Source organism: Brucella sp. NBRC 14130 (genome assembly GCF_040371715.1).
GTDB lineage: Bacteria > Pseudomonadota > Alphaproteobacteria > Rhizobiales > Rhizobiaceae > Brucella > Brucella intermedia.
The window spans coordinates 301664-317439 of record NZ_BAABTE010000003.1 but is presented as its reverse complement, the minus strand read 5'-3'; the positions used below and the strand labels follow the sequence as shown (position 1 = coordinate 317439).

Genomic DNA, 15776 nt, shown 5'->3' with positions numbered 1-15776 from the left:
CGTTTGAGCCCGTGTCTTTGATTTAGATCAATGACACCTGCTCCCCGAACGCAGATAGCGAACCTATCGCTATTGCTGCCTCATCCGAGGCGGCTCTTGTCATGCGCTGCGAGGGGATTTCATGAACTACGCCGCTGGAACAGTCCTTTCCGGTCTGGGGGCACTTTTTGCTGTGCTTCTGGCCGGATTTTCCCATGATGAGCTGTTCAGAACCCATATGTGGATTCTGTTCGCTACACTGGCCATCTTCACCATTCTTCTGATGCGGAATGCCAATTACGGCCTGACGCCCAAAAAGGTCGACCAGTCCGCCTATATGGACGGCCCGATCCGCTACGGCGTCATCGCAACGGTTTTCTGGGGCGTGACCGGTTTTCTGGTCGGCGTCGTCATCGCCGCGCAGCTCGCCTTTCCAGATCTCAATCTGGAACCCTATCTGAACTTCGGCCGCCTGCGCCCGCTGCACACATCTGCGGTGATTTTCGCGTTCGGCGGCAATGCGCTGATTGCATCGTCCTTCTATGTCGTGCAGCGCACCTGTCGCGCCCGCCTCATCGGCGGCGATCTGGCATGGTTCGTGTTCTGGGGCTACCAGCTCTTCATCGTGATGGCCGCGACCGGCTATCTGCTCGGCATCACGCAGAGCCGTGAATATGCGGAACCGGAATGGTATGTCGACATCTGGCTCACCATCGTCTGGGTCGCCTATCTGGTCGTCTTCCTCGGCACGATCCTGAAGCGCAAGGAGCCGCATATCTATGTGGCGAACTGGTTCTACCTGTCCTTCATCATCACCATCGCCATGCTGCATATCGTCAACAACCTGGCGATCCCTGTCTCATTCCTCGGCGTGAAGAGCTATTCCGCCTTCGCGGGCGTGCAGGATGCGGTGACGCAGTGGTGGTATGGGCACAACGCCGTCGCCTTCTTCCTGACCGTGCCGTTCCTGGCCATGATGTATTATTTCGTGCCGAAGCAGGCAGAGCGTCCGATCTATTCCTACCGCCTGTCGATCGTGCACTTCTGGTCGATCATCTTCCTCTATATCTGGGCCGGCCCGCACCATCTGCACTATACCGCCGTTCCCGACTGGGCGCAGACGCTCGGCATGGTCTTCTCCATCATGCTGTGGATGCCGTCCTGGGGTGGCATGATCAACGGCCTGATGACGCTTTCGGGCGCATGGGACAAGGTCCGCACCGATCCGATCATCCGCCTGATGGTTGCCGCCATCGCCTTCTACGGCATGGCGACCTTTGAAGGCCCGATGCTGTCGATCAAGGCCGTCAACTCGCTGTCGCACTATACGGACTGGACCATCGGTCACGTTCATGCGGGCGCGCTTGGCTGGAACGGCATGATCTCGTTTGCCGCCGTCTATTATCTCGCACCGAAGCTGTGGAACCGCCAGCGGCTCTATTCGATCCGCATGGTCAACTGGCACTTCTGGCTGGCGACGCTCGGCATCGTTCTCTACGCGGCTGCCATGTGGGTTGCCGGTATCCAGCAGGGCCTGATGTGGCGCGAATACGACGATCAGGGCTTCCTCGTCTATTCCTTCGCGGAAACCGTGCTCGCCATGTTCCCATACTACGTCATCCGTACACTTGGCGGCGTGCTCTACCTCGCCGGTGGCTTCGTGATGGCCTGGAACGTCTATCAGACCATTCGCGGCAATCTGCGCAACGAAGCCCCAATGGGCGGCACCCGGACTGTAGCCGGTGCGACCATGCAGCCTGCCGAATAAGGAGCGTGTGATTTATGTCGATACTAAAGAACCACTCCAAGCTGGAGAAAAACGCAACGCTGCTGCTGATCGCATCGCTCGCCGTGGTCACGGTCGGCGGCATCGTTGAAATCGCACCGCTCTTCTATCTCGAGAACACCATCGAGAAGGTGGAAGGCATGCGCCCCTACTCGCCGCTGGAACTCGCGGGCCGCGACGTCTATGTGCGTGAGGGCTGCTATCTCTGCCACAGCCAGATGATCCGCCCGTTCCGCGATGAAGTGGAACGTTACGGCCATTACAGCCTGGCTGCGGAATCCATGTACGACCATTCGTTCCAGTGGGGCTCCAAGCGCACGGGGCCTGACCTCGCCCGCGTCGGCGGCCGCTATTCGAACGAGTGGCACGTGCAGCACCTTGTCCGTCCGCGCGACGTGGTGCCGGAATCGGTCATGCCAAGCTATGCGTTCCTGAAGGACCGTCCGCTGGAGGCTTCCAACATTGCGGCCAATCTGAAAGCCAATGCGGCGGTCGGCGTACCTTACAGCCAGGAAATGATCGACAACGCGCTTGACGATCTGAAGGCACAGGCCACGCCGGATGCCGACACGACCGGTGTCGAGGCACGCTATCCCAAGGCCAAGGTCGGCGATTTCGACGGCAATCCGCAGATGATCTCGGAGATGGACGCTCTCATCGCCTATCTCCAGATGCTCGGAACGCTCGTCGATTTCTCGACCTACGACCAGTCCCCCAAAGCGAGATAAAGCGGAGATTTAGCGATGGATTACAACACCATGCGCACTTTCGCCGATAGCTGGGGTCTGCTCGGCATGGCGCTCTTTTTTCTCTTCGTCGTTCTCTACGCCTTCCGGCCAGGCAGCAAGCAGATAGCCGACCACGCGAAGGACATTCCTTTCAAGGATGACGCAAATGACTGACAAGCAAATCGACGAAGTAACCGGCGTAGCGACCACCGGCCACGAATGGGACGGCATCAAGGAACTCGACAATCCTATGCCCCGCTGGTGGCTGTGGACATTCTACGCGACGATCTTCTGGGCGCTTGCCTATGTGATCGCCTATCCGGCATGGCCGCTGATCTCAAGTTCCACCGGCGGCATGCTCGGGTGGTCGAGCCGCGGCGCTTTCTGGGAAGAAACCGCCCGCATCGACAGCGAGCGGCAGGGCATCATCGACCAGATCAAGGCCAAGGACGTCCACGAGATTCTGGCGGACGAAAACCTGCGCCAATATGCGATTGCCGGTGGCGCTGCCGCCTTCCGCGTCAATTGCGTGCAGTGCCACGGCTCCGGCGCGCAAGGTGCGCCCGGCTATCCCAACCTCAATGATGACGACTGGCTGTGGGGCGGTTCGATCGACGACATCCTGACGACCATCCGTCATGGTGTGCGCTCCAAGGACGATGCCGACACCCGCATTTCCGAAATGCCCGCCTTTGTCGACGTTCTGGAACCGCAGCAGATCCGCGATGTCGCCGCCTATGTGGTGAGCCTCTCCGGCACGCCGCACAACCCCGCCATGGTGCCGGAAGGCAAGAAGGTTTTCGCAGAGAACTGCGCCGTCTGCCATGGCGCGGATGCCAAGGGCCTGCGCGAGTTCGGCGCGCCGGACCTGACGGACGCCATCTGGTTCTACGGCTCCGGAGAGGACGCCATCGTGCGTCAGGTTGCGCATCCCAAGCACGGCGTCATGCCCGCATGGGAAACACGCCTCGGAGACGCAACCGTCAAGCAGCTTGCCATCTTCGTCCATTCGTTGGGCGGCGGTGAATAGCTGGGGCACAAGCCCCAGCTACAGGGCAGTAAGGCAATAGGGCAGTAGGGAAATGAGAAACTAGGGACAGTATTGATCGCGGCCATCACATACTGCCCTATTGCCTTACTGCCCTATTGCCCTCCTCTCCCCAAGGAGCGAAAAAATGTCAGACGATGTCGAACGCATTGACGTTCAGGCAGTCAACTCCCCCAAAACCCGCCAATCGCTTTATGCGGCGCGGGTGAAGATTTTTCCGAAGCGCGTGCAGGGCGAGTTCCGGCGCTTCAAGTGGATTGTCATGCTCATTACGCTCGGCATCTACTATCTGACGCCATGGCTGCGCTGGGATCGCGGCCCCTATGCGCCGGATCAGGCGGTCCTGATCGATCTTGCCAATCGGCGCTTCTATTTCTTCTTTATCGAAATCTGGCCGCAGGAATTCTACTACGTCGCGGGCCTGCTCATCATGGCGGGCCTTGGTCTGTTTCTCGTGACCTCCGTCGCCGGTCGCGCCTGGTGCGGTTATACCTGCCCGCAGACCGTCTGGGTCGATCTCTATCTCGTCGTCGAACGCGCCATCGAAGGCGACCGCAATGCGCGCATGAAGCTCGACAAGGCGCCATGGACCTTCGACAAGCTGTGGAAGCGCGTGAGCAAACATACCATCTGGTTGCTGATCGGCGGGCTGACCGGGGGCGCATGGATTTTCTATTTCGCCGACGCGCCGCAACTGCTCATGGATTTCGTGACCGGTCAGGCAGCGCCGGTCGCCTATTTCACCGTCGCCATCCTTACCGCCACCACCTATGTTTTCGGCGGGCTGATGCGCGAGCAGGTCTGCACCTATATGTGCCCGTGGCCGCGAATTCAGGCCGCAATGCTGGACGAAAATTCGCTCACCGTCACCTATAATGACTGGCGCGGCGAGCCGCGCTCACGCCATTCCAAGAAGGCGATTGCCGCTGGTGAAACCGTGGGCGATTGCGTGGATTGCAATGCCTGTGTAGCCGCCTGCCCGATGGGTATCGACATTCGTGACGGGCAGCAGCTCGAATGCATCACCTGCGCGCTGTGCATCGATGCCTGCAATACGGTCATGGACAAGATCGACAAGCCGCGCGGCCTCATCTCCTATGCGACGCTGGCCGATTACAACGCCAACATGGCGCTTGCGACCAATAACGGCACGGCGCCGATCGATCCCGCCCGCGTCTACAAGGCGCCCAACAGCTTCTCGGACAAGGTGCAGAACCTGTCATGGAAGAAGGTGCTGCGCCCGCGCAGCATGTTCTACTTCGCCGTATGGGCGCTGATCGGCCTGACGCTCGTCATCTCGCTGTCGACGCGGCAGCGCATCGGCATCAACGTGCTGCATGACCGCAACCCGCAATATGTGCTTCTGTCGGACGGTTCGATCCGCAACGGTTACACGGTCAAGCTGCTCAACATGATCCCGACGCCGCGCACCTTCCGCCTTTCCATCGAGGGCCTGCCGGGCGCAACGCTGACCGTTCAGGACGAAACCGCGGATGCGAACGGCAATTACGATGTGCCGGTGGAGCCGGACCGCCTGAAGACATTGCGCGTGTTCGTCACCATGCCGCATGATGCGATTACCGAACATCGCCACGACTATGAAATCGAAGTGCGTGACGCGGACGGCGCGGAACACGCACGCTACAAGGCAACTTTCATGGCACCGGAGGGCAGATAATGTCGATCAAGTCGAAAACCGCAGGCACGTTCACCGGCTGGCACATGCTGGGCATCATGGTCGCTTTCTTCGGCGTCATTATCGCCGTCAACCTGACCATGGCCTATAACGCGATCCATAGCTGGAGCGGGCTGGTGGTGCAGAACACCTATGTCGCCAGTCAGGAATTCAATGACAAGGCCCAGACCGGCAAGGAACAGGCCGCGCTGAACTGGCAGTCGAAGCCGGCTTATGAGAACGGCATCTTCACCTGGCGGCTCGCCGACCATGAAGGAAAGGCCGTCGCCATGTCCGGCGGCACGGTGGAGTTCAAGCGTCCGGTCGGTGACGTGAACGATACCAAGGTCACGCTGAGCGTCCGCGAGCCCGGGATGCTGACCGCACCGCTGGAACTTGGCGAGGGCGCGTGGATCATGGAAGTGAATGCAGATGCGGGTCTTGAAGACCCTTATCGCCATATCATCCGCGTTCTGGTGAAGGATGGGAGAATGCTATGAGCTGCTGCGTCGAGAATGCACAGATAGCGACCGTCGTTCAGGCCGTCTCCGCAGATGAAATGCAGGTCGCAAGCCGCGCGCTGGGAGATGGTTTTCGCCAGCTCGACCTGTCGGTTCCCGGCGTTCATTGCGGCCTGTGCATCAAGAATATCGAAGAGACGCTCGGCAAGATCACAGGGGTTGCCTATGTCCGCGTCAACCTGACGGCCCGCCGCGTGACCGTGCGCTGGAAGGATGGCGAGACGCCGCCCGATGTGGTCGATCCGCTTCGCAGGCTCGGTTACGAAGCGCATATTTTCGACATGGCGCAGGAGAAAGACCCGACCTTCACGCGGCTTCTGATCGCGCTTGGCGTCGCGGCGTTTGCTTCCAGCAATGTGATGCTCTTGTCGGTCGCGGTCTGGTCGGGGGCGGATGCGGCGACACGCGATATGTTCCACTGGATTTCCGGCCTTATCGCCCTGCCGACGCTGATCTATTCGGGCCGGATTTTCTACGTTTCCGCATGGAATGCGCTGCGTGCGCGGCGCGTCAACATGGATGTGCCGATTGCGCTTGCCATCACGCTGGCCTTTGGCATGAGTGTCTATGAAACCCTGCATCATGGCCAGCACGCCTATTTCGATGCATCGGTGACCTTGCTGTTCTTCCTGCTCATCGGCCGCACGCTCGACTACATGATGCGCGCCCGTGCCCGTTCCGCCGTCCGAGGTCTGGCGCAGCTTGGCTCCCGCGGCGCGGTGGTGATCGGCGATGATAACGAACGCAATTACCTGCCGGTCAACGAAATCCGCCCCGGCATGCGCATCATCCTTGCAGCAGGCGAGCGCGTACCCGTTGATGCCAAGGTGGAAGAAGGCCGTTCGGAACTCGATTGCGCCATTGCATCGGGTGAAAGCGATGCCGTGCCTGTCGGTCCCGGCTCCGACATTCGCGCCGGCACGCTCAACCTTTCCACGCCGCTTATCATCCGCGCGACGGCGGAAGCCAAAGATTCCTTCCTCGCTGAAATGGTGCGGCTGATGGATGTCGCAGAAGGCGGACGCGCCTATTACCGTCGTCTTGCCGACCGCGCTTCCGAACTCTATGTGCCGATGGTCCACACCATCGCCTTCCTCGCCTTTGTCGGCTGGATGTTCTACACCGGCGGGGACTGGTATCGCTCGATCTATATCGCGATCTGCACCCTCATCATCACCTGCCCTTGCGCGCTCGCCCTTGCGGTGCCGATTGTGCAGGTAGTTGCGGCCCGCCGCCTGTTCGAAAACGGCATCATGATCAAGGACGGCTCCGCGATGGAGCGGATGGCCGAGGTGGACACCGCCATTTTCGACAAGACCGGCACTTTGACGCTCGGCCAGCCGAGGCTGATCGATGTCGACGCCATCGATCACCATAATCTGGAGATCGCAGCCGAGTTGTCGCTTTATTCGCGCCATCCGCTGTCGCGGGCGCTGGCGCTGTTCTCGGGCGCAAAGCCGATGACCGCCTTTACCCGCATCGAGGAAGTGCCGGGCGCAGGCATCGAAGCAGAACTGAACGGTTCCATCTATCGGCTTGGCAAGCGCGACTGGGCGGACGACAGCGCCACGATGGTTCATGCCGATGGCCCCGAGACCTGTCTTTCCATCGATGGCAAGCTGGTTGAAACCTTCCGCTTTGAAGACAGCCCGCGCGAGGACGCTGCGGGAGCCATCGCCACACTGAAGCGCAACGGGCTGAAGCTTGGCATCATTTCCGGCGACCGCCTGCCTGCCGTCGAGAGGCTTGCCGGTTATCTCGGCGTCAATGACTTCCGGGCGGAAGTGCTGCCTGCCGACAAGTCGGAACTGGTGCAGAAACTGTCAGCCGAAGGCAGCAAGGTGCTGATGGTTGGCGATGGGTTGAACGATGCTCCGGCCCTTGTCGCGGCCCATGTTTCCATGGCGCCCGCGACGGCAGCCGATATTGGCCGCAATGCAGCCGATTTCGTCTTCCTGCGTGAAAGCCTGTCGGCAGTGCCGCTTGCCTTCGCCGTATCGAGGGAAGCGGGCCGGTTGATCAGCCAGAACTTTGCGCTTTCCATCGGCTATAATATCATAGCCGTGCCGATCGCGATTTTCGGCTATGTCACCCCGCTGGTGGCGGCGCTTTCAATGTCGCTGTCGTCCGTCGTGGTCGTGAGCAACGCATTGCGGTTGCGCGCCGGAAAACAAAAGCAGCAGACGCAGAAGACCATCGCGCCTGTTGCCGTCATCAAGGAAGCGCACAAATGAGCGGACTTATCTTTCTCATTCCCATCGCGCTGTTTCTGGGCCTGCTCGGCCTCGTCGCCTTTCTCTGGTCGTTGAAAAACGGCCAGTATGAGGATCTCGACGGCGCGGCAAACCGCATCCTGCTGGACGACGAAACTAGTCCGTTATCAAAATAGCCCGCAAATCATTGACATTCGTGCCGGTCGGCCCCGGCACGAACAGATCATCGATGGCGTCGAATGCCGTCCATGCGTCGTTGTTGGCGAGCCGCGCAGCGCCATCCTCGCCCGCCTTTTGCAGTCGCGAAACCGTGGAACCATCGGCAAAGGCTCCGGCATTGTCCTCCGAGCCGTCAATGCCGTCCGTGTCGGCGGCGAGCGCATGGATGTTGTCATAGCCATCGATATCGAGCGCGAATGACAGCAGGAACTCGCTGTTGCGCCCACCTTTGCCACCTCCTGGGCCACCCTTGCCGCGAATGGTGACGGTCGTTTCGCCGCCCGACAGAATGACCACGGGTTTCTTGAACGGGCGGTCGCGGTCGGCCACTTCGCGGGCAATCGCCGCATGGACATGCGCCACTTCCCGCGCCTCACCTTCCATTGAATCGGACAGGATCACCGCTTCGACGCCATGACGCCGGGCTTCCTTGACCGCCGCATCCAGCGAGACGGCAGCGGAAGCAATCACCCGCACCTCGTTTCGAGCGAAAACCTCGTCGTCCGGTTTCGGCGCATGGGCGGCTTCGCTCCTGATGTGATCAAGCGCTGCCTGTGGCAGTTCGAGCCTGTAGCGTTCGATGATCTTCAAGGCCTCGTCGCGGCTGGTTGCGTCCGGCACGGTCGGCCCGGAAGCGACGAAGGCCGGGTTGTCGCCGGGAATATCCGAAACGACCAGCGAGAACACCTTTGCCGGATGCGCGGCGGCGGCGAGCCTGCCACCCTTGATCGTCGACAGGTGCTTGCGGATGGCGTTCATCGCCGAAATAGGCGCGCCGGAAGCGAGCAATGCCTTGTTGACGGCGATCTCATCTTGCAACGTCAGACCTTCCGGCGGCGACGGCAGCAGCGCCGATCCGCCGCCCGAGACAAGCGCCACCACGAGATCGTCTTCCGTGAGGCCGGACACGGCATCGAACAGCCGCTTCGAGGCTTGAAGCCCCGCCTCGTCGGGAACCGGATGCGCGGCCTCGATGATCTCGATGTGCTGGCAAGGTGTGCCATAGCCATAGCGCGTCACCACCACGCCCTCCAGCGGGGCATCGTGTTTTTCGGCCCATGCGCGCTCGAAAGCCGCCGCCATCTGCGCCGATCCCTTACCCGCGCCGATGACAATCGTTCGTCCCTTCGGCTTGGCCGGGAGATTGGCGCGGATCACCAGTTCTGGATCGGCAGCCGCAACGGCTGCGTCGAACAGGCTGGTCAGAAACTTCTTGGGATCGGTGATGGCAGACATGAGTTTCCCGATGCTGGCGTGTTAACGGCGGCACTATTCCCCGCCCGAGATCTAAAATCAATGGAGCCGGCTACCTCCTCCAAGCAGCCAGCTCCGCCCTCTCCCTCCAGAGAGTTCGCCTGAGACGTCAAGCTACGTCGTGGTTCGCCATCCTCTCGAGAGCACGTACCAGACCCGAATGGTCGAGACCGTCATCGCCATGCGCCGCGCAGGAGTTGAACAGTTCCTGTGCCGTGGCCGTGTTCGGCAGCGAAACGCCGAGTGCCTTTGCGCCTTGCAGTGCGAGGTTCAAATCCTTCTGGTGCAGGGAAATGCGGAAGCCCGGATCGAAGGTGCGCTTGATCATGCGTTCGCCATGCACTTCGAGAATGCGGGACGATGCAAAGCCACCCATCAGGGCTTCGCGCACCTTTGCCGGGTCCGCGCCTGCCTTGGAAGCGAAGACCAGTGCTTCAGCCACGGCTTCGATATTGAGCGCGACGATGATCTGGTTTGCGACCTTGGTCGTCTGGCCGTCGCCGCAATCGCCGACGAGGGTGATGTTCTTGCCCATGAGCTTCAGAAGCGGCAGCGCACGGTCGAACGATTCCTGCGAACCGCCTGCCATGATGGAGAGGCTGGCGTTCTTCGCGCCCACCTCGCCGCCCGAAACCGGCGCATCGACATATTCGGCGCCCGTTGCACGGACCTTCTTTGCGAATTCCTTCGTCTCGATGGGCGAGATCGAGCTCATGTCGATGAGCAGCTTGCCTTTGCCGAGCCCCCCGATTGCGCCGCCTTCCCCGAAGATGACTTCGGCCACCTGCGGCGTATCTGGCAGCATGAGAATAACCGTATCGCATTCTTCCGCGACGGCCTTCGGCGTATCCACGATTTGCAGACCGTTATCGATCAGTTCCTGACGCGGCGGAGGATTGAACCTCGAGGTGACGATCTGATGTCCGGCATCCTGCAGATGACGCGCCATCGGCGTGCCCATGATCCCCAGTCCGATGAAGCCTATCTTGGCCATGTCGTATACTCCCTAATCAAAATTATGCAGTCAGCCGTTCGGCTTCATGGTGTTTGAACCAACTGAGACCTTCCTCGGTGGTGGTCTTCGGCTTGTATTCGCAGCCGATCCAGCCCTTGTATCCGGCGTTTTTCAGCGCTTCGAACACGTTCGGATAATTGATCTCGCCGGTCCCCGGCTCATTGCGGCCCGGATTGTCGGCAAGCTGGATATGGGCGATGAGCGGCTTGTAGCGTTCATAGGTCGCGACCAGTTCGCCGCGTGTGCGCTGCTGGTGGTAAAGGTCATACTGGATGAACAGGTTGTTGCTGCCCACTTCATCGATGATCGAAACCGCCTGCTCCACCGTGTTGAGGTAGAAGCCGGGAATGTCGTAGTGGTTGATCGGCTCGATCAGCAGGCGGATGCCGTGCTTGCCCAGTTCCTTCGCGGCCAGACGCAGATTGCTGACGAAAGTGGCGCGCAACACATCCGGATCGACACCTTGCGGGGCAATGCCCGAAAGACAATTGACCTGCGAGCAGTTAAGCGTGGTGGCATAGTCGATGGCATCGGCCACGCCGCGACGGAAATCATCGACCCGATCCGGCAGAACCGCAATGCCGCGCTCTCCCCCAGCCCAGTTGCCCGCAGGCAGATTATGCAGGACCTGCGCCAGATTATGTCTGGTCAGCGCCGCCTTCAGCTCGTGCCGGTTGAACTCATAGGGAAAGAGATATTCCACCCCGGTGAACCCGGCCTTTGCCGCCAATGCGAAGCGGTCCATGAAGGGTACTTCGTTGAAAAGCATTGTGAGATTGGCTGCAAATCTCGGCATTTTCGCCTCCTTGTAATTCTCTGTTTGCGCAATTCCGGAAAAAAGCCGTTTCACAATTTTCCTCGAATTACCTTCCACGTTGTTCTTTTCCCTCATCCTGAGGAGCCCTCCCGAGCTTGTCGAAGGGAGGCGTCTCGAACGACGAAGGAAGATGCATCGTGCCTGCCCTCGTCCTCGACCCTTCGACGGGCTCAGGATGATGCTTCGCTGCGCTCCGCACCTCAGGATGAGTGATACGGAGCATTAAATCGGCAACACGTTAATCCAAAAGTGCTGCGATAGCGGTCGGTGCATCTTCGCCGCGTTCTGCCAGTTCCTCGAATTCGACGACCTGATCGATGTCGATACCCATGGAAATATTGGTAACGCGTTCGAGGATGAATTCCAGGACCACCGGCACCTGATGCTCCGCCATCAGCGCTTTCGCCTGTTCAAAACTTTCGGCAAACTGGTTGGGGCTGCGAACCCGGATCGCCTTGCAGCCAAGGCCCTCGGCAACCGCCACGTGATCGACGCCATAGCCCTTTTCCGCATCGCCACCGGCATTGATGTTGTCGAAGGCAAGACTGACCTCGAAATCCATGTTGAAGCCGCGCTGCGCCTGACGGATGAGGCCGAGATAGGAATTGTTCACGACCACATGAATGTAGGGCAGCTTGTGCTGTGCGCCGACCGCCAGTTCCTCGATCAGGAACTGGAAATCATAATCGCCGGAAAGCGCCACGATCGGACGGTCGGGATCGGCGGCACGGACACCGAGCGCTGCGGGCAGTGTCCAGCCAAGCGGACCGGCCTGACCGCAATTGATCCAGTTGCGCGGGCGATAGACATGCAGGAACTGCGCACCGGCGATCTGGCTTAGGCCGATGGTCGTCACATAGCAGGTATCGCGACCAAACGCCTTGTTCATCTCTTCATAGACACGCTGCGGCTTCAGCGGCGTCTGGTCGAAATGCGTCTTGCGCAGCATGGTGCGCTTGCGCTCCTGGCACTCCTTGGCCCAGCCCGACCAGTCGCGCAGCTTGCCTGCCGACTTCCATTCGGTCGCAACGTCCAGCAGCAGCTTCAGCGCCTTGCCCGCATCCGAAACGATACCGAAATCCGGCGCAAATACACGGCCGATCTGGGTCGGCTCAATATCGATATGGATGAACTTGCGGTCCTTCCTGTAGGTGTCGACATTGCCCGTATGACGGTTGGCCCAGCGGTTGCCGATGCCGATGACGACATCGGAGGCCAGCAGATTGGCATTGCCGTAGCGGTGCGAGGTCTGGAGACCGCACATGCCCGCCATCAGACGATGGTCGTCAGGGATGACGCCCCAGCCCATCAGGGTCGGGATGACCGGAATGCCGGTGATTTCGGCGAATTCGACCAGAAGGTCGGACGCATCGGCGTTGATGATGCCGCCACCAGCCACGATCAGGGGGCGTTCCGCCTCGTTCAGCATGGCGAGCGCCTTTTCGGCCTGCGCCCGCGTTGCGGCAGGCTTGTAGGCTTCCATCGGCTGGTAAGTGTCGATGTCGAACTCGATTTCGGCAAGCTGGACATCGACCGGCAGGTCGATGAGGACCGGACCGGGACGGCCCGACTTCATGATGTGGAACGCCTTCTGGAAGACATAAGGCACCAAAGCCGGTTCCATGACCGTGACCGCCCATTTGGTGACGGGAGCTGCGATCTTGGCGATATCGACGGCCTGAAAGTCTTCCTTGTCGAGACGTGCGCGCGGCGCCTGACCGGTGATGCAGAGGATCGGGATCGAATCGGCGGAAGCCGAATAGAGACCTGTAATCATATCCGTTCCGGCCGGGCCGGAGGTGCCGATGCACAGGCCGATATTGCCATGCTTTGCACGGGTGTAGCCCTCGGCCATATGCGAAGCGCCTTCGACATGACGTGCCAGTATATGGCGGATCGAGCCGCGCGCCTTCATCGCCGAATAAAACGGATTGATCGCTGCGCCCGGTACACCGAAAGCACAATTGATCCCTTCTCTCTCCAGCACAAGCACGGCTGCATCGACTGCACGCATTCTGGCCATGGCCATTCCTCCTATGGAACTCTAATCCATTTACCAATGCTATTATCAAAAAATGGAAATGCATATCACTATATGGAAATAAAGATTTTCAACGGAACGGAGATAATCCGCCTGCGTCTTTCCGAGTAGCAATGGATGCGATAGTGATAATTCCTGAGTTTAGGCGGGATTCGGAGACGGTGATGGAACAGGCGAAGGTAAAGCGGGGCCGCAAGGCGGCGGAAAACGCGGCGCCCTCGTCTGTGCAGGTTCTCGATCGAAGCCTGAAGCTGCTGGCATTGATCGCAGAGAATGACGGCTCGACATTGACCGACCTTGCCGATGCGAGCGGCATGGCGCCTTCCACCGTGCACCGCCTGCTATCGTCGCTGGCCAATCATGGAATGGTTTCCCACGATCTGGAAAGCGGCGACTGGACCATCGGCGTCAAGGCTTTCGAGATCGGCAATGCCTTTCGCCGGTTCCGCAAGCTCGGTATTCTGGCGCGCCCTTATCTCAAGACGTTGATGGAAACGAGCGGCGAGACCGCCAATATCGGCGTCGAGGACGGCGGCGATGTCGTGTTCATCTCGCAGATTGAAAGCCATGCGCCGATGCGCGCCTTTTTCCGGCCTGGACGGCGCGGGCCTATCCATGCGTCCGGCATCGGCAAGGCCATATTGTCCACCTGGTCGGACAAGGAAATCGCCCATGCCCTGTCCGGACGCGCGCTCGAACACTTTACGCAGCGCACGCTCGACAGCCTGCCCGCGCTATTGAAAGACATTCAGGCAACGCGGACGCGCGGATGGTCTGTCGACGATGAGGAACACACGCTCGGCATGTGCTGCATCGCCGCGCCGATTTTCAATGAATATGGCGAGGCGATTGCCGGCATTTCCGTTTCCGGCCCTGCCGTGCGCCTGCCGAAAAAGAAGCTCGAGGAATTCGGGCCGCTCATCCGCTCCACCGCCGATGAGTTGACCCGCGCCATGGGCGGCAAGCGCCCGGAAGAGTTTTAACGCACAGTGAATTTGGGCTAATCGACGCTCTGCGCCCCTCCTTCCCTCATCCTGAGGAGCTTCCCCGAGCTTGTCAAAGGGGAGCGTCTCGAAGGGCTGAGGGAAACCGCGCTGCGCGTGCCCTCGTCCTTCGAGGCTTCGCTTCGCTCCGCACCTCAGGATGAGGAAGAAGCGCAGCGATGAAGCTTTATAGTTCAGCCTTGAGCGGCTTGCCGGCCACATAGGTTTCAATGACGGCGCGGTCATCGCCCAATGTCTGCAACAGGAACAGCTCCTGCTCCAGCGTCGCGCCAGCCGCCATGCGAAGCCGCATCGGCGATGTGGCGAACGAATCCAGCACCACGATATCGGCTTCGGTGCCTTCATCCAATGTGCCGATCCTGTCTTCCATGGAGAGCGCGCGGGCATTGCCGAGCGTCGCCATGTAGAAGGACTGGAACGGGTTCAGGCGGTTTCCACGCAGTTGCTGAACCTTGTAGCCCTCATCCATGGTACGCAGCATTGAGAAACTCGTGCCGCCGCCGACATCGGTCGCCACCGCCATGCGCACGCCCGATGCTTTCAGGCGGTCGCGGTCGAAGAGGCCCGAGCCGAGGAACAGGTTGGAGGTCGGGCAGAAGACGGCAATCGAGCCGGTTTCCGCCATGACGCGCACTTCGCGGTCTTCCAGATGGATGGAATGGCCGAGCAGGGTCTTGTTTCCCAGAAGGCCGTAATGCTCGTAAATACCGAGATAGTCGGGCGCATCCGGGTAAAGCGACTTGGTGAAGGTGATTTCGTCGTGGTTTTCCGACAAATGCGTCTGGATGTAGTTGCCGGGGTGCTCACGGACAAGCGCCTGGCTTGCTTCGAGCTGCTCCGGCGTGGAGGTGATGGCAAAGCGCGGCGTGATCACGTAATCGAGGCGCCCCTTGCCCTGCCAGCGCGCGATCAGCGCCTTTGTGTCGTCATAACCCGACTGTGCAGTGTCGCAGAGGGCAGGCGGCGCGTTGCGGTCCATCATCACCTTGCCGCCGAGCATGCGCATGTTGCGATGCTGCGAGGCGCGGAAATAGGCATCCACGCTCTGCGGATGCACGGAGCAATAGGCGACCGCCGTGGTGGTGCCGTGGCGGATCAGCTCGTCCAGAAAGCGCTCCGCGATGAATTCCGCATGCTGCTCGTCGGCGAATTTCTGCTCGGCCACGAACGTATAGGTGTTGAGCCATTCCAGAAGATTGGCTGCATAGGAAGCGACGACCTGCGTCTGTGGGTAATGGATATGCGTATCGATGAAGCCGGGCAGGATCAGGTGCGGGCGATGGTCGGCGACTTTTATGTCGCTGCCTGCCTCGCTACTGACTTCAGCATAATCGCCAAGACGCAGGATACGGCCATCTTCGACCAGAACGGCGCCGTCTTCGATATAGCGGTAGGCGGCATTGTCATCGAGACTCTGCGGCTCGTCACGAAAGGTCAGCACGCGGCCGCGGATCAGAAGCTTGGTCATTGTGGTCT

14 protein-coding genes are annotated in these 15776 nt (G+C 60.1%); 9 read left to right on the top strand and 5 right to left on the bottom strand.

Translation table 11 applies throughout. From position 1 onward, the window contains the following. Window positions 1–121: 121 nt before the first annotated feature. The 8 genes from ccoN to ccoS all read left to right on the top strand — a co-directional run bounded on the left by ccoN (window position 122) and on the right by ccoS (window position 8126). Window positions 122–1747 (top strand): cytochrome-c oxidase, cbb3-type subunit I, encoded by a 1626-nt coding sequence (gene ccoN, locus ABWW28_RS07595; protein WP_006466124.1) that lies wholly within the window; start codon window positions 122–124, stop codon window positions 1745–1747. Between the two features lie 14 nt (window positions 1748–1761). Next, window positions 1762–2493, top strand: a complete 732-nt coding sequence (gene ccoO, locus ABWW28_RS07590; RefSeq protein WP_006466123.1) for a cytochrome-c oxidase, cbb3-type subunit II — start codon at window positions 1762–1764, stop codon at window positions 2491–2493. Window positions 2494–2508: 15 nt separating this feature from the next. Then, window positions 2509–2667 (top strand): CcoQ/FixQ family Cbb3-type cytochrome c oxidase assembly chaperone, encoded by a 159-nt coding sequence (locus ABWW28_RS07585; RefSeq protein ID WP_006466122.1) that lies wholly within the window; start codon window positions 2509–2511, stop codon window positions 2665–2667. Further along, window positions 2660–3523: a cytochrome-c oxidase, cbb3-type subunit III gene (ccoP, locus tag ABWW28_RS07580; protein WP_112670528.1), complete on the top strand. Its 864-nt coding sequence runs from the start codon at window positions 2660–2662 to the stop codon at window positions 3521–3523. The genes ABWW28_RS07585 and ccoP overlap by 8 nt, the downstream gene beginning before the upstream one ends. Window positions 3524–3668: 145 nt before the next feature. Continuing rightward, a complete protein-coding gene (gene ccoG / locus ABWW28_RS07575; RefSeq protein ID WP_112670530.1) occupies window positions 3669–5219 on the top strand; it encodes a cytochrome c oxidase accessory protein CcoG in 1551 nt (516 codons plus the stop codon). Then, a complete protein-coding gene (locus tag ABWW28_RS07570) occupies window positions 5219–5716 on the top strand; it encodes a FixH family protein (RefSeq protein WP_112670532.1) in 498 nt (165 codons plus the stop codon). The genes ccoG and ABWW28_RS07570 overlap by 1 nt, the downstream gene beginning before the upstream one ends. Continuing rightward, a complete protein-coding gene (locus ABWW28_RS07565) occupies window positions 5713–7971 on the top strand; it encodes a cation-translocating P-type ATPase (protein ID WP_112670534.1) in 2259 nt (752 codons plus the stop codon). Before ABWW28_RS07570 ends, ABWW28_RS07565 begins: the two co-directional genes overlap by 4 nt. Beyond that, the gene (gene ccoS / locus ABWW28_RS07560; protein WP_021586199.1) at window positions 7968–8126 is read left to right on the top strand and encodes a cbb3-type cytochrome oxidase assembly protein CcoS; all 159 of its coding nucleotides are present in this window, start codon (window positions 7968–7970) and stop codon (window positions 8124–8126) included. Before ABWW28_RS07565 ends, ccoS begins: the two co-directional genes overlap by 4 nt. Here the strand turns inward: ccoS and ABWW28_RS07555 are convergent. From ABWW28_RS07555 to gcl, 4 genes are all read right to left on the bottom strand, one after another. Further along, window positions 8107–9405 carry a glycerate kinase type-2 family protein gene (locus ABWW28_RS07555; protein WP_112670536.1) on the bottom strand — a complete coding sequence of 433 codons (1299 nt, stop codon included), beginning with the start codon at window positions 9403–9405 and terminating at the stop codon, window positions 8107–8109. The two genes, ccoS and ABWW28_RS07555, sit on opposite strands and share 20 nt — an antisense overlap. A 127-nt stretch (window positions 9406–9532) precedes the next feature. Further along, window positions 9533–10417, bottom strand: coding sequence for a 2-hydroxy-3-oxopropionate reductase (locus tag ABWW28_RS07550; RefSeq protein WP_006466115.1), 885 nt, complete (start codon window positions 10415–10417; stop codon window positions 9533–9535). Window positions 10418–10439: 22 nt separating this feature from the next. Then, window positions 10440–11234, bottom strand: coding sequence for a hydroxypyruvate isomerase (gene hyi / locus ABWW28_RS07545; protein ID WP_025089703.1), 795 nt, complete (start codon window positions 11232–11234; stop codon window positions 10440–10442). Window positions 11235–11493: 259 nt separating this feature from the next. Next, window positions 11494–13278, bottom strand: coding sequence for a glyoxylate carboligase (gene gcl, locus ABWW28_RS07540; RefSeq protein WP_112670538.1), 1785 nt, complete (start codon window positions 13276–13278; stop codon window positions 11494–11496). A 182-nt stretch (window positions 13279–13460) separates the two neighbouring features. Here gcl and ABWW28_RS07535 point away from each other — a divergent pair, with 182 nt between their 5' ends. Beyond that, the gene (locus ABWW28_RS07535; RefSeq protein WP_021586203.1) at window positions 13461–14279 is read left to right on the top strand and encodes an IclR family transcriptional regulator; all 819 of its coding nucleotides are present in this window, start codon (window positions 13461–13463) and stop codon (window positions 14277–14279) included. Window positions 14280–14466: 187 nt separating this feature from the next. Here the strand turns inward: ABWW28_RS07535 and guaD are convergent, their stop codons facing one another. After that, the gene (gene guaD / locus ABWW28_RS07530; protein WP_112670540.1) at window positions 14467–15768 is read right to left on the bottom strand and encodes a guanine deaminase; all 1302 of its coding nucleotides are present in this window, start codon (window positions 15766–15768) and stop codon (window positions 14467–14469) included. Between the last annotated feature and the right edge of the window lie 8 nt (window positions 15769–15776).